Annotated in this window: 17 protein-coding genes; 9 read left to right on the forward strand and 8 right to left on the reverse strand. The window is 53.7% G+C overall.

Annotated elements, in window-relative coordinates:
* Positions 1-12: 12 nt before the first annotated feature.
* Positions 13-1,788: an ABC transporter ATP-binding protein gene (locus CLV58_RS14560; RefSeq protein WP_106138558.1), complete on the reverse strand. Its 1,776-nt coding sequence runs from the start codon at positions 1,786-1,788 to the stop codon at positions 13-15.
* 132 nt (positions 1,789-1,920) lie between these two features.
* Positions 1,921-3,264, reverse strand: a complete 1,344-nt coding sequence (locus CLV58_RS14565; protein WP_106138559.1) for an Nramp family divalent metal transporter — start codon at positions 3,262-3,264, stop codon at positions 1,921-1,923.
* 243 nt (positions 3,265-3,507) lie between these two features.
* Between CLV58_RS14565 and CLV58_RS14570 the strand changes: the two genes are divergently transcribed.
* The 8 genes from CLV58_RS14570 to CLV58_RS14605 all read left to right on the forward strand — a co-directional run bounded on the left by CLV58_RS14570 (position 3,508) and on the right by CLV58_RS14605 (position 13,082).
* Positions 3,508-4,161 carry a metal-dependent transcriptional regulator gene (locus CLV58_RS14570; RefSeq protein ID WP_106138560.1) on the forward strand — a complete coding sequence of 218 codons (654 nt, stop codon included), beginning with the start codon at positions 3,508-3,510 and terminating at the stop codon, positions 4,159-4,161.
* Positions 4,162-4,280: 119 nt separating this feature from the next.
* Positions 4,281-5,357, forward strand: coding sequence for an LptF/LptG family permease (locus CLV58_RS14575; RefSeq protein WP_106138561.1), 1,077 nt, complete (start codon positions 4,281-4,283; stop codon positions 5,355-5,357).
* Between the two features lie 102 nt (positions 5,358-5,459).
* Positions 5,460-6,371, forward strand: a complete 912-nt coding sequence (locus CLV58_RS14580; RefSeq protein WP_106138562.1) for a DMT family transporter — start codon at positions 5,460-5,462, stop codon at positions 6,369-6,371.
* Positions 6,372-6,404: 33 nt separating this feature from the next.
* Positions 6,405-7,832, forward strand: coding sequence for a DUF6056 family protein (locus tag CLV58_RS14585; RefSeq protein ID WP_106138563.1), 1,428 nt, complete (start codon positions 6,405-6,407; stop codon positions 7,830-7,832).
* A 100-nt stretch (positions 7,833-7,932) separates the two neighbouring features.
* Positions 7,933-8,670, forward strand: coding sequence for a dolichyl-phosphate beta-glucosyltransferase (locus CLV58_RS14590; RefSeq protein ID WP_106138564.1), 738 nt, complete (start codon positions 7,933-7,935; stop codon positions 8,668-8,670).
* Positions 8,667-10,382, forward strand: coding sequence for a hypothetical protein (locus CLV58_RS14595; RefSeq protein WP_106138565.1), 1,716 nt, complete (start codon positions 8,667-8,669; stop codon positions 10,380-10,382). Before CLV58_RS14590 ends, CLV58_RS14595 begins: the two co-directional genes overlap by 4 nt.
* A gap of 144 nt (positions 10,383-10,526) precedes the next feature.
* Positions 10,527-11,492 (forward strand): glycosyltransferase, encoded by a 966-nt coding sequence (locus CLV58_RS14600; protein WP_245882334.1) that lies wholly within the window; start codon positions 10,527-10,529, stop codon positions 11,490-11,492.
* Positions 11,493-11,549: 57 nt separating this feature from the next.
* Positions 11,550-13,082, forward strand: coding sequence for an MBOAT family O-acyltransferase (locus CLV58_RS14605; RefSeq protein ID WP_106138566.1), 1,533 nt, complete (start codon positions 11,550-11,552; stop codon positions 13,080-13,082).
* 73 nt (positions 13,083-13,155) lie between these two features.
* Here CLV58_RS14605 and CLV58_RS14610 read toward each other — a convergent pair whose 3' ends face one another.
* From CLV58_RS14610 to prmC, 5 genes are all read right to left on the reverse strand, one after another.
* Positions 13,156-13,887, reverse strand: a complete 732-nt coding sequence (locus CLV58_RS14610; RefSeq protein ID WP_106138567.1) for a class I SAM-dependent methyltransferase — start codon at positions 13,885-13,887, stop codon at positions 13,156-13,158.
* A gap of 101 nt (positions 13,888-13,988) precedes the next feature.
* A complete protein-coding gene (gene msrB, locus CLV58_RS14615; protein ID WP_106138568.1) occupies positions 13,989-14,513 on the reverse strand; it encodes a peptide-methionine (R)-S-oxide reductase MsrB in 525 nt (174 codons plus the stop codon).
* 27 nt (positions 14,514-14,540) lie between these two features.
* On the reverse strand, positions 14,541-15,122 hold the full coding sequence (locus CLV58_RS14620; protein ID WP_106138619.1) for a Uma2 family endonuclease: 582 nt from the start codon (positions 15,120-15,122) through the stop codon (positions 14,541-14,543).
* A gap of 77 nt (positions 15,123-15,199) precedes the next feature.
* The gene (locus CLV58_RS14625; RefSeq protein WP_106138569.1) at positions 15,200-16,177 is read right to left on the reverse strand and encodes an AAA family ATPase; all 978 of its coding nucleotides are present in this window, start codon (positions 16,175-16,177) and stop codon (positions 15,200-15,202) included.
* Between the two features lie 93 nt (positions 16,178-16,270).
* Complete coding sequence (prmC, locus tag CLV58_RS14630; protein ID WP_106138620.1) at positions 16,271-17,119, reverse strand: peptide chain release factor N(5)-glutamine methyltransferase; 849 nt, start codon at positions 17,117-17,119, stop codon at positions 16,271-16,273.
* 41 nt (positions 17,120-17,160) lie between these two features.
* Here prmC and ribD point away from each other — a divergent pair, with 41 nt between their 5' ends.
* Positions 17,161-18,147 (forward strand): bifunctional diaminohydroxyphosphoribosylaminopyrimidine deaminase/5-amino-6-(5-phosphoribosylamino)uracil reductase RibD, encoded by a 987-nt coding sequence (gene ribD, locus CLV58_RS14635; protein ID WP_106138570.1) that lies wholly within the window; start codon positions 17,161-17,163, stop codon positions 18,145-18,147.
* A gap of 11 nt (positions 18,148-18,158) precedes the next feature.
* Here the strand turns inward: ribD and CLV58_RS14640 are convergent, their stop codons facing one another.
* Positions 18,159-18,812 carry a Uma2 family endonuclease gene (locus CLV58_RS14640; protein WP_106138571.1) on the reverse strand — a complete coding sequence of 218 codons (654 nt, stop codon included), beginning with the start codon at positions 18,810-18,812 and terminating at the stop codon, positions 18,159-18,161.
* Positions 18,813-18,919 lie beyond the last annotated feature (107 nt).

The following is an 18,919-nucleotide window of genomic DNA, read 5'->3' on the forward strand; positions in this document are numbered from 1 at the left end:
GCTTCTACGCGCTTATACCACTTCCTTGTATTGCATCCGGTAGAGGTTGGCGTAGAAGTCACCCCGCTGGAGCAGCTGTTCGTGCGTGCCCTGCTCAACAATCCGACCTTTGTCGACCACAATAATGTTGTTTGCCTTCTGAATGGTCGATAACCGGTGGGCAATCACAATGGCTGTACGACCTTTCATCAGCGTACTGATTGCCTGCTGAATCATCTCCTCCGTTTCCGTATCGACCGATGACGTGGCCTCATCAAGAACAATAATTTTCGGGTCCTGCACCATGGCCCGCACAAACGAGATAAGCTGGCGCTGTCCTACTGACAGTGTTGAACCCCGTTCCATTACGTTGTACTGATAGCCGCCCGGCAGCCGTTCGATCAGGTCGTGAACACCGACCAGTTTGGCTGCTTCGATCATCTTTTCCCGACTGATACGTTTGTCGCCGAGGGTGATGTTGTTTTCAATGGTGTCGGAGAAAAGAAACACGTCCTGCAAAACAACGCCAATGTTTCGGCGCAGGTGGCCCAGTTCGTAGTCGTGCACGTCGGTGCCGTCGATGCATATTTCGCCTTTATTGATGTCGTAGAAGCGGCTAAGCAGGTTGATAATCGAAGACTTACCCGCGCCGGTAGCGCCCACAAAAGCCACTGTTTCACCGGCTTTCACGCGGAAGCTGATGTCACGCAGTACCCAGTTCTCGTCGTTGTAGGCAAACCAGACATCGTCGAAGCTAACGTCGCCCCGGATGGTAGCGGGCGCGAATTTGCCGTTGTCGACCGTGTATTCGTCGCTGTCGAGGAGTTTGATGATCCGGTCGGTGCTGACGATACCCATTTGCAGCGTGTTGAACCGGTCAGCCAGCATCCGGATCGGACGGAAGAACAGGTTGATAAACATCACGAAGGCCGTGACGGTACCGAATGTGATGTCGGCATGAATAATTTGCCGCGCCCCGTACCAGACGACCAGCCCTACGGCGACCGCCGAAATAATGTCGGCAACGGGGTAATAAACCGAGTAATACCAGATCGAGCGAATGTTGGCCCGGCGGTGTTCGTCATTGATGTCGCGGAATTTATCGGCTTCAATTTTCTCACTGCCGAAAATCTGCACGATGCTCATGCCGGTGATATGTTCCTGCACAAACGAGTTCAGATTGGCCACCGCCGTCCGCACTTCGTTGAACGACGTTTTAATTTTTTCCTTGAACACATACGTGCTGAACAGCATGAGCGGAATGGTCGACAGGCTGATGAGCGCCAGCCGCCAGTCGGTATACAGCATTACACCGATAATCAGGACCAGTTGCAGAATGTCGCCCGCAATGGCGGCCATGCCTTCGCTAAACACATCGGCCAGCGTTTCGACATCGGAAATGGACCGTGTCACCAGCCGACCGATAGGCGTGTTGTCGAAGAATTTCAGCCGGAGCGTCAGAATTTTGCGATAGAGCTGGACCCGAATGTCGCGGATAATGTACTGCCCCAGCCAGCCCGACAGATAGGTGTTGGAAAACTGGACAATGGCCTGTACCACCAGTACCGACAGCATGATGATGAGCATGGTGGTGAGCTGGTTGTAGTCGCCGGCGCTGATGACGTTGTCGATCGTGTAGCGAATCAGCAGGGGTGTCAGCGGGGCCAGGCAGGCCGCCAGCATGATAATGGCGACCAACCCGAAAAAGCGACCCCGATACGGTTGTACGAAGGCATAGAGTCGCTTGAGTATAGCCACGTCAAAGATGCGGCCGGCCGTCGATTCGGCACTTTTGGTTTCTTGGCTCACGGAAAACAGGAGAGTTCAGCAGGATAACCCAATCGACGCATTGAACGTTTCCATGCCGCTACTATTCCTCGTAGCCGATCGAGTACCGGTGAGTCTACCCTTCGATTCGCTCGCAAAGGCGGCTGGCTTACGTTATAGCCAGGTGCGGACGGTGTCCCAAAGCAGATACGCGTTGAGACCGATGATCAGACCGGCTACAACCCAGGCGGTGATTTTCATCCAGCCGGGGTTGACGAAGCGCCCCATCTTTAGCTTGTCGCTGGTAAAGATAACCAGGGGGACAACGGCGAAGCTGAGCTGCAACGACAGAATAACCTGGCTGAAGACAAGCAGTTCGGAGGTACCGTGTTCGCCATAGAGCGAAGCAACGATCAGCGCCGGAACGATAGCGATCAGACGTGTAATCAGCCGACGTAACCAGGGTTTCAGACGCAGACTCAGGAACCCCTCCATTACGATCTGACCCGATAATGTGCCCGTTAGCGTCGAGTTTTGACCGGACGCGAGCAGGGCGACGGCAAACAGAATACCCGCCAGTTTTACCCCCAGTATCGGATCGAGCAGGCGGTGGGCATCGGTAATATCGGCAACCGTTTGATTCCCCGAAAAGTGGAACGCTGCCGCCGATAGAACCAGAATGGCTGCGTTGATAAAAAACGCCAGAAAGAGCGATACCGTCGAGTCGATTGTTGCGAACCGGATGGCCGTTTTCCGACCGGGATCGGTACGGGGGTAGTCGCGCGTTTGTACAATGCTGGAGTGCAGGTACAGGTTATGCGGCATGACGGTAGCGCCCAGAATACCGATGGCGATGTACAGCATGCTGGGGTTTGTCATCACCTCGCTGTGGGGTATCAGGCCATTTACCACGGCACCCATGTCGGGCCGCGATACGATCAGTTCGTAACCGAAGCAGGCGATGATCAGGAAAATCAGGCTGGCGACAATACGCTCGATCGTCTGAAATCCTTTGTTCTGCAAGAACAAGAGTAATAGAACATCGGCGGCAGTAATGAGGATGCCCACTGTCAGCGGAAGACCGAAAAGCAGATTGAGCGCAATGGCCGAACCGATCACCTCGGCCAGATCGGTAGCGGCAATGGCGATTTCGGCCAGTATCCACAGACCAATTGCGACGGGTTTACTGTAGTGATCGCGGCAGGCCTGCGCCAGATCCCGGCCAGTTGCGATGCCTAGTTTGAGCGCCAGATGTTGCAGAAGGATGGCAAACAAGTTGGAAATCAAAACGACGGACAACAACCGATACCCAAACCGCGCACCACCGGCGATGTCGGTAGCCCAGTTGCCGGGGTCCATGTACCCTACCGCTACCATCATTCCCGGCCCGGCATAGGCCATCAGGGTGCGGAAAAAGCCGGCGTTGGCCGGTACCGAAACAGAGCCATGTACTTCAGACAGCGATTTGGTCGTATTGTCCTGTCGCCATCCTTTCACTGGTGTATTCGTAACGTTCATGTAAAAAGAAGAAAGACGTGAGATGAAAGAAAAAAGAAATAAGCCAGCACACTTTTCTTCGTTTATCTTACCTCTCTCATCCATGATACAGCTGCAAACCAAGTAGGTAACGCACGAAAGATAAGGAATGTTGAAATAAAAATTTAGGTAAGTCTAAATTTTTAGAAAGTTTAACACAAAAGGTACCTTTGCGGATGAATCAAAAGCGGCTTGGCGGTCGTTTACAGGCTATTGAGTAGTATTATGCATTCGTTCACGGAGGAGAATTATCTGAAAACGATCTACGCCATCTCGCTGCGGCAGGCGGGGGACGTAAGCACGAATGCGTTGGCAGAAGTAACGGCTACGAAGGCGGCATCCGTAACGGATATGCTGCGTAAACTAGCTGATAAAGAACTGATTCACTATAAAAAATACCAGGGTGTCCGGCTGACGGAAGAAGGCGAACGGCTGGCGCTGCAAATCATCCGGCGGCATCGGTTGTGGGAAGTATTTCTGGTCGACAAGCTGGGCTTTGGCTGGGATGCCGTTCACGACATTGCCGAAGAACTCGAACACATCCGCTCCGACGAACTGACGGCCCGGCTGGATACGTTTCTCGGTCACCCGCAGTTTGATCCTCACGGCGATCCGATTCCGACGCAGGCCGGACTGATGCCCGAAACGGAATACCGGAAACTGTCGGAGGTAAACGAAGGCGAAGCGGTGCGGCTGATGGGCGTACTGGAACATTCGACTGCGTTTCTGCAACACCTCGATCGCTGTCAGCTGACGCTGGGCTGCGCCGTTACGCTGGGCGAAATCAATCCGTTCGACCGGTCGGTGCGCGTCGTCAGCGAAGCCGGGCTACCAATTTTTGTCAGCCACGAAGTCGCTCGAAATTTGCTGGTGGAATAAATGGTGCACGGTATACAGTGTACCGTTCACGGTTTTCCGGTGCGACCTACTGACTGAAAGGCAGGTTATCTATTTAGCACCGTGAACTGTATACCGAATACGGAAAACGAAATTTTTACATGAAACTATTAGACTGGTATATTCTTAAGCGCTTTCTACAGACGTACATCTTCGTCGTGATGGTGATCGTGCTGGTGGTGGTGATGATCGACTATACCGAGAAGGTGGACAACTTTCACAAAAACAACGTAACGGCGGCTGAGATTCTGGGCCAGTATTATCTGAATTTCATTCCCTACTGGGCGAATTACATCAGTCCACTGATGGTGTTTATTGCGACGGTGTTTCTGACGTCGCGACTGGCTGCCCGGACCGAAATCATTGCCGCGCTAAGCAGTGGCATCAGCTTCGTCCGGTTGTTGTTTCCGTATCTGCTGGGTGCGTCGGTGCTGGCCGTACTGACCTATTTCATGGTCAACTATATCATTCCCAAAGCCAACAAAACGCGGATTGCCTTCGAGATCAAATACATCAATAATCCGTATACCTATTCAGGGCGGAACGTTCATATCAAGATTGCCCCGAATACCTACGCGTATCTGGAAAGCTACAACAACCTGAGCAACACGGGCTACAAGTTTACGCTGGAGCGGGTCGAGGGGAATCAACTGAAAGCAAAGCTCTCGGCCGATCGTATCGAGTGGGACAGTAAAAAGAAGAAATGGGGTATCTACGATTATACGGTCCGGTCGATCAATGGGAAAACCGAAACGCTGACACCTGGTACGCGTGCGGACACGACGCTGAATCTGAAACCCGATGATTTTGGTTCTGACTTCAATCTGTTCGAGACGCTGACGTTGCCCGAACTGAACAAGCACATCGATCTGCTGAAAAGTCGGGGGGCCGACGGTGTCGAAACCTACCTGATCGAAAAATACAGCCGCGACACCCGCCCGTTCGCCATCATCATCCTGACAGTCATTGGCGTGATTATGTCGGCCCGGAAAAGTCGGCGGGGCGTCGGCTGGCAGGTAGCGCTGGGTTTCTTTCTCGCGTTTACCTACCTACTGTTTTTCATGCTAGCAAAGGGGATCGCGCAGGAAGGCTTTCTCAATCCGATTCTCGCTGTCTGGCTACCAAACCTTATTTTTACGGCCATCGGCCTGCTGCTCTATAATACTATTCCGAGGTAAACAGTGATTGAATGACGGAATGATAGACTGATTGAATGGAAAAGTGTCGGCGTCAGCCTACTCAATCAGTCTACCACTCTGTCATTCAACTAACCCCGTATTATGCCCCAGAAGTCTTCGCCTGCTGATTATTTCCAGCTTCACTTCATTGTTCTGATCTGGGGGTTCACCGCCATTCTGGGTAAGCTGCTGCAACCCCTCGACGCGTCGGCGGTGGTATTGTTCCGGACGGGACTAGCGACGATCGGGCTGCTGGCCGTGCTCCGATTTCGAAAACAGTCGCTGGCCATTGCACATACCGACCGCTGGAAACTACTGGCAACGGGGGGCATCATTGCGTTGCACTGGGTACTGTTCTTTCTGGCGGCCCGGCTTGCCAATGTGTCGGTTTGTCTGGCCGGTATGGCGACAAGTTCGCTGTGGGCCAGTGTGCTCGAACCAATCGTGCTGCGTCGGCGCGTCCGGCTGATCGAAGTCATACTGGGGGGCGTCGTGATGTCGGGCCTGTACCTGATTTTTCGCTTCGAATTCGATAAGGTCGCCGGACTGGCGGTCGCTGTTTTCTCGGCTATGCTATCGTCGCTGTTCACCATCATCAACAGCCGTTTTGCGCAGCGTTACGAATCGCTGGTAATTTCGGCCTACGAGATGGCGGGAGCTACCGTCGGGGCGCTCGGGTTGTGGCTGACCGTGCGGTATGTACTACCCGCTGACCCGGCGCAGGTCACGCAGTTTGTACCCGAGACGGCTGCGCAATGGCTATGGCTGGGTATCCTCTCGATGGTGTGTACCGTGTATGCGTATTCGGTAGGGGTAGGGCTACTCCGTAAGTTTTCACCGTACATGGCCATATTAACCGTAAATTTGGAGCCAGTGTACGGAATTTTGCTGGCTGTCCTGATCTTTGGCGACACGGAACGGATGACGGCTGGCTTCTATCTGGGTACACTGGTTATCCTGCTGGCGGTACTCTCTTACCCATTTCTGGATCGGCCCAAGGTCGAGCCGGTGTAGCGGTAAAAGGCTGTATGGCAGTCACTACACTGCATGAAACATCTTTTTTCTGACCGGTTGATTGCCATAGCAGCCGGTCTGTTCGTTGCGCTGACTTACCTGCCCCTGTTGCTGCTGTCGGCGCATAACCATCCGTCGGCCGCCGACGATTATTGCTTCGCTGATACGGCGGTGCGCTATGGTTTCTGGGCCGCGCAGAAACTGTATTATAATGGCTGGACGGGCCGCTACTTCTCCAATATGCTGGTGCACGGCAGCCCATTGGTCTGGGGCTGGTACGACGGCTACCGCCTGATTCCGGCACTGACCGTGACGGGGTTTCTGCTGTCGGTATACAGTTTTACGAACGAACTCCTGCGCGATCAGTCGCGTGTAACACGGCTGACGGTTGCGGGCCTGCTGTTTTTCGCGTACATGGTGGCGCTGCCCAACACCGTCGAAGGATTTTTCTGGACATCGTCGGTCGTTGCGTATACGATTCCGGCTGCGCTGACGCTCTACTGGCTGGCCATTGTCATGCGCTGGTACCGACTACCGGCTGGTTTATACCGAAATCTGAATGCTTTCTGGGCCGGGGTACTGGTTTTTTTTATCGTCGGATCGGGCGAAACGATTCTAGTGCTGCTGGTCGGGATGCTGCTGGCGATGGCTGGTTATCGGCTGGTATTCCAACGTACGTTCGACGGTTTTCTGGCGGTTATGCTGGTTGTCGCACTGGCCTCAGCGGGACTGGTGTTCGGTGCGCCGGGAAATGCCATCCGGCTTGGGTCAAACGAGGTACAGGGTAATAGTATCGTGTCGCTCGGAATGACGGTCGGTATTCTGGCGAAGGCCGTGCTGGGCTGGCTTGTGCAGACGCCCGTACTTCCATTATCTCTGTTAAGCCTGCCGTTGCTGGTTCGGCTCAATCGGCCAACCAGCTCCGTACGGACTATCGGTCAACTACCTGTTCTGTTGCTCACACTGATCTGGGCCGGGGTGCTGCTGGTGCTGACTTTTCCGTCGGTGTATGGGCTGGGTACGGCACCGGGCCGGGTGATGAACCTGACCTACCTCGTGTTTCTGTTCGGCTGGTTTTTAGTGCTGGCGGCATGGGTTGGTTACCTGATGCGCGGTCAGGGAGCCGCCGGGCGCTGGCTGAATGCCGGTGCACCGGTACCGACGCTGGCGCAGGGTATTGCGGGCTTGTGGCTGATCGGTAGCCTTGTCGTGAGTCCAACGCTCAGGCTGCAATATGGCGACCTGCTCAGTGGCGATGCGGCTACCTACGATCGGGAGATGAGTCAGCGACACGCACAGCTTCAGCAGTCGGGCGATACACTGCAACTGGCACCGATCCGTGTGTACCCGGCTACGCTGGTTGTTGAAGATATAAAGACGGATAGCCAGCACTGGTGGAACCGCTGTCAGGCTGGTTATTACCACCATAAAACCGTTCTGCTGACCGCAGACAACCGTTAGTTAATGAGTCAAGCCTGCGCTTGTGTTGCTGGCTAATTGATTCACTACACAGCTTTGCCAAAGTAAGATAAGTACCGACCACTATTAACTACAAGACTAAATGTCCAGTGTCTGCGTCATTATACCGTGTTACAACGAAGCGGGCCGATTGCTAGTCGATGCGTTTCGGGCGTACCTGAAACAGACGCCAGCCGTACGGTTTTGTTTTGTCGACGATGGCAGTACCGATCAGACTCGTGTGCTGCTGGAGCAACTGCAGGCTGAGCAGCCGAGTCGTGTCGAGGCTTTGATTTTGCCACAGAATCGGGGTAAGGCGGGGGCTGTCCGGGCGGGAATGCTGCATGTCGCGCAGCAAGCAGTCGATTACATTGGTTTTCTGGATGCTGATCTGGCCACTCCACTCGACGCGATCGACGATCTGATCGAAGCCCTCGACCGACGGCCTGAGCTTGATCTGGTGATGGGATCGCGGATTAAGTTTCTGGGGGTTGATATTCGTCGTAAACTGTTTCGGCACTACACCGGTCGGATTGTTGCTACGCTCATCAGCAATATTCTTAAACTGCCTGTTTACGACACGCAGTGTGGGGCCAAGCTGTTTCGGCGTCGCGCCGTGGAATCGTTATTCCGGGACGAGTTTATCAGTCCCTGGTTATTCGATGTGGAACTGCTGGCCCGCATGATCCAGCAGTACGGCCGCGCGGAAGTGAAAAAACGCGTTGTTGAAAGCCCACTTCGGCAGTGGGTCGAGCAGAGCGACTCACGCATCAGTTCTACCTATATGTTTAAAATGTGGTACGAGTTGTACCGGATTCAACGAACCTACCGAGACGTATGAGTCGATTTTACCGCCTGCTGGCCCGACGCCCGCTGACGTTAGCCCTGTTACTACTACCCATTGGGGCATTCTTCGTGTATTTCTTCGCGCTGCGGTACGATATTCCGTGGTTTGATGAATACGAAAGCATTTCCGATTTTTTACGACGCTTCCTGGCTGCCGACTCCTTTGTCGGAAAAATGGAGGCTCTATTAAAGCCAAACAACGAACATCGGCTGGCGTACGCGCGGCTGGTCGTAGTAGGACAGTATCTGCTGACGGGGGGACTAAATTTTGCCGGCCTGATGCTTTGGGGTAATCTGGGGATGGTAGTCATTTTCTGGCTCCTCTACCGTGCGCTTCGCCGGGCGGATGATCCCGCTGCTCATGCGCTGACGCCCCGCTCACTGGGCGACAAAGCGCTGATTGGGATGCTACCTGTTGTCCTGATTCTGTTCACGGCGCAAAACTACCTGCTGACGTTTACGGCATTATATACCCTTCAGTACCTGGCGATCATCATGCTGGCCATGCTGACGTTGTACGTACTAACGACTGACCGGCTGCTTTACTTCGGTATTGCGCTGCCGATGGGTGTGTTCAGTACGTTCAGTATGGGCAATGGCCTATTGTTGTGGCCCGCTGGTGCTGCTGTTCTGTTTGTTCAACGTCGGTGGGCTGCGCTGGGTGTCTGGCTGGCTACAGGTGCATTAAGCGGCTGGTTATATTTTCTGGGCTATCCGGTGCAGCAGGGCAATGCCGATGGGTTTACGTATGTGCTTGAGCATCCGATCAAGACGTTGGCTGGTTTCCTGATTTTCGCTGGCAGTGTGTTCGATCTGTTCCCAATACTGCCTGTTGAACCGCGCTCGTACCTGCCGCTCATAATGGGTTTCATACTAATGGCTGGCTTGGTTTACTGGGTGGCCAGCGTTGTAATTCGACGGGAGAAAGCGACATCGTTCTTTGACGTTTTTCTGCTGGGTTGCCTACTGTTTGTTCTGGCGAACATCGGGCTGATTGCGGTGTTTCGCATCCGCTTTTACTTTGGAATGGTGCTGCACAGCTCGTACCGGACCTACTCGCTCGTACTGTGGGCGATAGCCTGCGTACTGCTGTTCAGCCGGTTGCCCGATGTATGGCGGGTCAAAGTATGGCCCGGCCTGTGGCTGATGTTTCTGGGTGTCAACGTGCTTACCTACGGCACTTACATTCCGGAGGCTATCGAACGCCGGAAGCATATGCAAGCCATGACGTTCAATCAGCGGTATAGCGATATCGGGCTGGGGGGCACACGGAATACGAAGCTGGCCCGCTACATTTCTGACCTGACTAAACTGATGCACGACCGGGGCTGGTACAATTTACCAGATCCGACCATAACCCCTGATGAAAAAAGGCTGCTCGGACCAGCCGAACGGTCTGTCCCGACAGAACCGCTACAGATCACTCAACGGCCGGATTACATCGTCGTCGACAACCACGATGCCAACTACCAGCTCGGTGTCAATATGGCTACGTATCTGGTGCTCAAGTCAGATAAGCATACCTACCTGGTACTGGCTGCTCGCATTCGACCGCAGGGGCGTCGATTCTGGCGGGTGTTACCCGGTTTTACGGCTGCGATGCCGACTGCGATCGTACAGCCCGGCCGCTATCGGATTGGCTTGTTTCGGACGTATCCCGATCATTCGCAAACTCAATTTACCGATCGCTTTGTTGACATACCGTGATTCGATAATGACATGTCTGATTGCTTCCGGATGCGTAGCCAGTCGATAGCTTCGGCGTTCTAATCAGCCAGTGTAGAGACGCGCAGGATCGCGTCTCTACAAAAAACGGTTAGTTTTGCCCTTCAAACGCCCGTCAATTCATTCGTGACTGCCTCCGATTCAATCTCCAGTCGTATTAATATTGTTATTCCGCTTTTCAACGACTGGCAGGCGGTAAGCCTGTTACTGGAACGTATTCGTTCGGTCGTAGCGGCCCCGATTGTGCAACGGATGGCCTTTCTGATCGTCGATGATTGTTCGGTAACTGACTATGAAACCCTGCCAACCGGCATTGGTCAATCGCTGTCAATTTTGCGACTGTACCGTAATGTAGGCCACCAGAAAGCCATTGCACTGGGCCTGTCATACCTGGCCGATCAGGCCGATCCACAGACGACGATTGTGATGGATTCAGACGGGGAGGACCGGCCGGAAGATATTGAGAGACTGATTCAGCAAAGTGTCCGTGAACCCGGCCGGATCGTATTTGCGCACCGGGCCAAGCGGCACGAAAGTCTGGTGTTTCGCACGTCGTACGAAATCTATAAACGTATCTTCCAACTGCTGACCGGGAAGGTCATTACGTTTGGCAATTTCAGTCTGGTTCCGGCCGGGCTGCTTCGAAAGCTGGCACACGTCTCATCGATCTGGAATAACTACCCCGGTGGGGTGATTCGGTCGCGGCTGCCGTATACGGCGGTGCCGCTGGAGCGGGGCCGGCGACTGGCGGGGGAGTCGAAGATGAATTTTGTGTCGCTGGTACTGCATGGCCTTAGTGCGGTGTCGGTGCTGATCGACACGACCGCCGTACGGCTGGTGCTGTTCTGCGCGCTGATGATTGGTGCCTCGGTAATCGGTATCGGTGTGGTGATGTACATGAAGCTGTTCACGAACGCATCGGTGCCGGGCTGGGCCAGCTACCTGGTCGCTTCGTTTCTGATTGTCATTTTACAGGCCTTCCTGATCTCGCTGCTGCTGGTATTCATGGTACTGGCCTACCGAACGCAGGTACAGTTTATTCCGGCCCGGCAGTACCGAGACTTTGTAGAGCGGGTGGAAACGATTTACTAACGACTAAACGGAAGTGGGCTCTGTTGCCCGCACGGATCAACGTCTGTCGACGAGCCAATGCTATTTAATTCACTACAGTTTCTTCTTTTCTTTATCGTCGTTACGCTCGGCTATTTCAGTCTGAAATGGCGGGGCCGGTGGGTGTTGCTGCTGGTAGCAAGCTGCTACTTCTACATGGTTTTCAAGCCGTCTTATTTTTTAATTCTGCTGCTGACCATCATCATTGACTATATCGCTGGTATCTGGATCGAGCGAACTCATGGCCCGGCCCGGCGGTGGTTGCTGATTCTGTCGCTGGTGTCGAACCTGGGAATTCTGGCGTTCTTCAAGTACCTCGGATTCTTCGCCGAAAACGTCGTCTGGCTGTTCGACCACCTGAGTATGCCCAGTTTGGCCACGCAGGTTGAAGGGCTGACGAATCGTATCTTTATCCGGGTACTCCGCTTTTTCGGCGAAAACGACGTATCGTCCTTCAAAGACAACGTTATCAATATCCTGCCCGTCGGTCTGTCGTTTCACACGTTTCAGGCCATGAGCTACACGATTGAAGTGTACCGGGGAAATCAGAAAGCAGAGCGGCATTTCGGTATCTACGCGCTCTACGTGATGTTCTACCCGCAGCTGGTAGCCGGACCCATCGAGCGCCCGCAGAACGTACTCTGGCAGTTCCATTCCTATTTCCAGTACGATCGGGAGGAAGTAAAAGCCGGCCTGATGCAGATGGCTTTCGGTCTGTTCAAAAAACTCGTCATCGCCGACCGGCTGTTATTGTTGACAAATCATGCCTACGCCGACCCCAGCCAACATAACGGGCTGACACTACTGGTGGCAACCTTCTTTTTTACCTTTCAGATCTACTGCGACTTTTCGGGCTATTCCGATATTGCCATCGGGGCTGCTCGGGTAATGGGCTTTACGCTGATGGAGAACTTCCGTACGCCCTACATCGCCCAATCGGTATCGGAGTTCTGGCGACGCTGGCATATTTCGCTCTCGACCTGGTTTCGCGATTACCTGTACATTCCGCTGGGTGGTAACCGTAAGGGGCCGGTTCGGCAATATATCAACATGCTGATCGTGTTTCTGGCCAGTGGGTTGTGGCACGGTCCTAACTGGACCTATGTGATCTGGGGGGGACTAAACGGGCTGTATCAAGTGTTGGCCGTGTTGCGCGATAAACTGCTCGCCCGATTTGGCTTCATCACTACGCCCGCCCGACAGATTCACTCACCCGCCAGCGAGCCGAAGCCAGGTTCACCAGTATGGGCCATTATCAACACGCTCATCACCTTCGTACTGATTATGCTGACGTGGGTATTCTTCCGCGCCCGTAACCTGGGCGATGCGATGCTGATTCTACAACGCATCGCCACGTTGTCCTGGTCAGAGACAATCAGTAGCCCGATGAATGCGGTAGAAATGTGGTTCAGCGTGGGCCTGATCGCTTTCCTGCTCGCCAAGGAGTATTTTTACCTGGCCCTTCCGACGCGCAACACAGTCGTGTTTGTCGTACTATTCGCGCTTACGACCTTTGCGACCTATCTGTTCGGTGTTTTCTCTTCAAATCAGTTTATTTACTTCCAGTTCTAGCGCTACTTCCTGTATAAAACGCCAAGCGCCCAGCGTAGATCGCTGGGCGCTTGGCGTTTTATACAGGAATAAATTAGGAGCGGGGCTTATGCGCAATCAGCAGCACGGATTTGCCTAGCGAACGGCCGATCAGGGGATCAACGATTTTCGACGCGGGTACCATTAGTGAATCCCATAATTGAATCTGGGCTTCCGTCGGATTGGACTGCCGTAGCATCAACTTGTTTGCCGAAGAAGCCAATAAGCCAACACTATCCATGTAATGGAATCGGTCGATGACCAATCCGGAGGGAATAACCTGTTTGAGCCGCGCTTTATTATAGCGTCTATAATGGCCAATAGCCGCATCAAATGGGCTAAATAGCCATTGGTGAGCCGGTACCAGAATGATCAGATGGCCGCCCGGACGGAGCAACGTAAACGCGCGTTGTAACTCACTTTTATCATCTTCAATATGCTCGATAACGTCAATATACAACAGGCTGGAATACGTACCCGTGTCTGTCTTGATTAAGTCGTCTGTTATACCGAGCAGGGGTTGGCAACTGGCTGGAATAAGCCCCTCTGCCTGCTGGCTACGTAACTGACTGAGCAACTCGGGGTCTGGTTCCAGACAAGTCCATTTTCCGGAAAACCCAGGTTTGCAAAGCTGCCGTGTTGTGCCACCCAGACCTGCACCAACCTCTAGCACATTATCGCCTAAAACGGGGACGACGAAGGAAGACCAGTATTGCTTCCAGTTGACGGCTTTTTCGAACAGGGAGAGTTCATTGCCGATGTAGTTTACGGTAGTGGAACTTATCATCGAACAATAATACTAATAACTCATCAGATATAGTGATAAACGCCGGCGAAAAGGAATTGATCGGTCCGACTACGACAGGTTAGCCCTGACAGGAACTCCGTTTAGTTGATCTGCTTCCTGCCGACAGGTATGAACTGCATTGCGACGCCGTTCATACAGTATCGTAAACCAGTCGGGTCGGGCCCATCTTCAAATACGTGTCCTAAATGACCGTCGCAGACCGCACACCGTACTTCCGTCCGGTTCCCATCGGGTTCGGTGTAGACAGCATTTGACAGGATGGGGGCGTAGAAACTGGGCCAGCCCGTTCCCGACTCGAATTTTGCTGTTGAGCGAAACAGTGGATTATGGCAGGCGGCACAGACAAACGTGCCGGGTCGGTGCTCATCCGTGAGTGGACTGCTTCCCGCCCATTCGGTGCCATTTTCCCGAAGCACTGTGTAAGCTGATCGGTCGAGTTGTTTCTTCCAGTCGGCATCGGATTTTACCACGCGCCGGTCGCCGGGCGAGGTCGTTCCTGTCGGGCGTTGGTGCGGTGGACGCGGCTTCGCGATGTATGTGCCATAGCCCCAAAGTCCGCCGACCAACAGGACGGCAATTACCAGAAACAAAGTCGTTGAGCGCATAAATCTCGGTAGGTAGCAATGGCTTCCCTACCGGAAAATACGTTCGTGCGGTACAATCAGTTCCGGGAAGATGCGGCAGGGGATTTCACCGGATTCGTAGATGTCGACTAACGCAAACTCGTCGCCTTCGAGTACGTAAACGTTGACTGCTTTTTCCTTTGGCTGTACAATCCAGTACTCACGTACACCTGCCTGCTCGTAAAGGTGAAATTTCTCGTCAAAGTCATACTTGGCCGTTCGGGCTGAGGTAATTTCGATAACCCAGTCGGGCGCCCCCAGACAACCATCATCGTCCAGCTTTGTCGAATCACAAATGACGCAGATGTCGGGCTGTACAACGGAATAAATCTGTTCAGGTTTCTTTTTATTCTGAACCGGTAAACGAACGTCGAAGGGAGCATCGTAAACTTGGCATGTCGCGCCGTCGAAATAGTGACGAATAGTATAAGAAAGATTACCCGACGCGCTCTGGTGCATCCGTTTAGGCGCGGGCGACATGGCAATAATTTTTCCCCGAATCAATTCAACATGTTCATCGAGCTGCCATTTCAGATAGTCGGCATATGTGTACGTACCATTAGGGTCGAGTTGCGATATGTCTGTAATCACGATAGATAGCTTTATGGACAAACTAAATTACGGCCGAACCACCGAAAACGGTATACCGTATACCGAAAACCGCAACCCTACCGCCCGATAGCGACCTTGCGGAGTATGGCGTCGATGACTTGTAGCGGAGTAATCTGATCAGCTTCGGCTTCGTAGTTGAGCAGCAGCCGGTGATTGAATACATCCGGAGCGACCTCCTTGATATCTTCGGGCAGTACGTAGTCGCGCCGGTCGAAATAAGCAAGGGCTTTAGCGGCCAGGTTCAGGTTGATACTGGCGCGGGGCGACACACCAAACTGAATGTAACGGGCTTCGTCGCGTAGCCCGTAGTCGAGCGGCCGGCGGGTCGCAAAAACCAGCTCGATGATATAGCGTTCAAGCGTTTCCGAAATGCTGATGCCGTTGATTTCGTCGCGAATGGCGATCAGATCGTCTTTGTCCAGCACGGGCTGCACCTCGTAGTCGAAATTCATGTTCGACATTCGACGCATGACTTCCAGTTCATCCTCCCGGCTCAGGTAATCGACGAACACCTTCATCATAAACCGGTCGACCTGGGCTTCGGGCAGGGGGTAGGTACCTTCCTGCTCGACGGGGTTCTGTGTCGCCAGTACCAGAAAGGGGCGGTCAAGCAGAAACGTTTCTTCGCCAATCGTCACCTGCTTTTCCTGCATGGCTTCGAGCAAAGCCGCCTGTACCTTGGCGGGCGATCGGTTGACTTCGTCGGCCAGAATCAGGTTGGCGAAAATAGGGCCCTGCTTTACTTCGAACTCCGCCGTTTTCTGGTTGAAAATCATCGTGCCGATCAGGTCGGCGGGCAACAGATCGGGTGTAAACTGGATACGCTGGAAATCAAGTTCCAGTACTTTGGCCAGCGTATTGATCGTCAGTGTTTTGGCTAGTCCCGGAACGCCTTCAAGCAAAATATGACCACCCGTAAACAGGCCGATCAGCAGCCGGTTGAGCAGCCGATCCTGCCCGACAACGACCTGACTCATCTCCCGGAATACGTCCCGAATTTTGGCGTGGTAGGTGAACGATGACGTGGATTGCATATAATTGGTTTACGGTTTTCAGTATACGGTTTACGGTTTCGTAGGCCAGTCTGCGTGGCTTACCGAAAACCGTAAACGGTACACCGTATACCTTTAAAAAGTTGCCCGGATGCTGCGGTCTTTGCCGTGAATATCTTTGTAAACCTGGATACGCGTGAAGCCCCGGTCGGCGAATACCTGCCGGGTGGCTTCGCCAAAACGCTCGTTTATTTCAACGTAGCAAGCCCCATCTTTCGTCAGATGGCGCACACAGAAATCAGCGACAGCTTTGTAAAACACCAGCGGGTCGTTGTCGTCGACAAACAGGGCCAGGCCAGGTTCGTAGTCGAGCACGTTGCGGTCCATGTCGGCGGCTTCCGATCGGGTCACGTAGGGCGGGTTACTGACGACGCAGTCGAACCGATGCGTGAAATCCGCCGGGACATTCAGAATGTCCTGAATGGCGAAAGTCACGTCTGCGTTCAGGTTGTGCGCGTTGCGCCGGGCCAGTTCGAGGGCTTCCTCCGAGACGTCCCAGCCCGTCACGACCGACTGGGGCAGAAACCGTGACAGCGTCGTGGCGATACAGCCGCTACCCGTACCAATATCGACAATGGGAACGTCGTCGGTGCGATCGGCGAAGTCGTGCATGATCAGCCGGACCAGGTCTTCGGTTTCGGGCCGTGGAATCAGCACGTCGGGCGACACCTCGAATTCGAGACCGCAGAAGATGGTCGTCCCGATGACGTGCTGAATCGGTTCCTGCCGGTTCAGGCGCTCCAGAATCTTGAACCAGTCGGGCTCGGTGCGATTCGGCGGGAGCGGTTTGTCAGTCAGTACATCGGTTTTGCGCAGCCCAAAATAATGGTCAAGCAGCATGAATGCCATTTCACGGGCTTCTTCGGGCGAATAAGCCGTGATATTTTTGCGCAGTCGATCGTATAGAGGTTTGGCTGTTGCCATGCGGTTCAGAAGCGTAATTTTAGCCAAAAATAGACAAGTTTATGGTTCCAGCGGAAGTATTCATGCGTCGTGCGCTCGAACTGGCTACGTTAGGTCGCGGGCAGGTCAGTCCGAATCCGATGGTTGGCTGCGTCATTGTGCACGATGCTACGCAACGTATTATCGGCGAAGGCTGGCATCAGCGGTATGGCGAGGCTCATGCCGAGCGAAACGCTGTTCAGGCAGTGCAGCCCGATGACCTGCCGCTACTGCCGGACAGTACAGCCTATGTCACCCTGGAACCCTGCTCGCATTACGGCAAGCAGCCGCCCTGCGCCAATTTGTTGGTTGAAATCGGAATCGGTCGGGTCGTTTGCTGTAACGATGACCCGAACCCGCTGGTCGGTGGACGAGGGTTTGCGAAGCTGGAACAGGCTGGTGTCCGCGTCGAGCGGGGGATATTGGCCGATGAGGGGCGACTGCTGAATGCCCGCTTTTTTACGTTTATGGAGCAGCAGCGGCCGTACATCATCCTGAAATGGGCAGAAACCAGCGATGGCTACATGGGCGCACCGGGCGGTCAGCCGGTGCAGATCAGCGGTCCGTTGAGCCAGCGATTGGTGCATCGATGGCGGGGTGAGGAAGATGCCATCATGGTCGGGACAAACACGGCCCGCAACGACAATCCCCGGCTGAACACGCGACTTTGGCCGGGTAAACATCCTACCCGCATCGTCATCGACCGACACAATACGCTGCCCCCCTATCTTCACCTGTTCGACGGGGCACAACAAACAATTGTCATCAGCGAAGCCGGGTTGTCTGGCGGCTTGGCTTCGCTCGTTGAGCAGAAGATTACGTCCGTTCTCGTCGAAGGTGGCGCTGCCTTGCTGACTTCGTTTTTATCGGAAGGCTTGTGGGATGAGCTGCGGGTGTTTCGCAGTCCGGCCATGCTGGGTGACGGTATCAAAGCCCCTGCGGTGCGGGGAAGGCTCGTCAGCCGGGAAATGATCGGTGCCGACGAACTGACAATTTATCGACCCAACTGAGAAGGGCCTAATTAGCGAAGCAGGGTTGCCATCGTCTGCAAATTGACGTCGGCGTCGAAAGCAGAGCGGATGGGGATAGCGAAGTCCGGCAAAACAAACGATCGAATCGTGCCCTCACCCGCTTTCAGGATAAGTTGGTACTGCCCGTCTACGAGGTGATATTGCTCAATGACTTGTTCGTCTGCATCGACAAGCCAGTATTCGGCTACGTCATGCGCCTGATAATCGTCAAATTTGATTCCCCGGTCACGTTTAGCTGTCCCGTCGGAAAGTACTTCAATCACCAGGTCAGGTGCTGGAAACAGCGTTTGTTTGGCCGTGAATGTGTCAGCTTTAGCGCGACCGAAAAAGCAGATGTCAGGTTCGTAGTCGTTTCGGGTCAACGCCGTCATAATTTTCTCGACCCCGACAAACCCCAGTTTGTGCCGGCGGACGTAGAGATCGAAAAGTTCGCATAAGTATTTGGTTGCCTCATTGTGTGATTTTCTGACCGGCGAATGCATGACGATTTCGCCGTTGATAAACTCAACCTTATCCTGTTCGGTGATGTCGTTGTAGAACGTTTCCCGCTTTTTGCGCTCTTCGTTCAGGGCGGCCTGAATTTCCTGCATGATCAGATAAGCATCCGGGTATTCCAAAATTTGCTCGACAAGCTGCTGGTGCATGAGTTGGTGGTGTGGTGGATCACTACACGAATATACAAAAACAGTTTGTGGTTAGTGGTTTGTTGTTCGTGGTTCTTCCGTAAGAAACCCCGTGACAGCAAACCACT

It is taken from the genome of Spirosoma oryzae, assembly GCF_003002825.1.
Classification (GTDB): domain Bacteria; phylum Bacteroidota; class Bacteroidia; order Cytophagales; family Spirosomataceae; genus Spirosoma; species Spirosoma oryzae.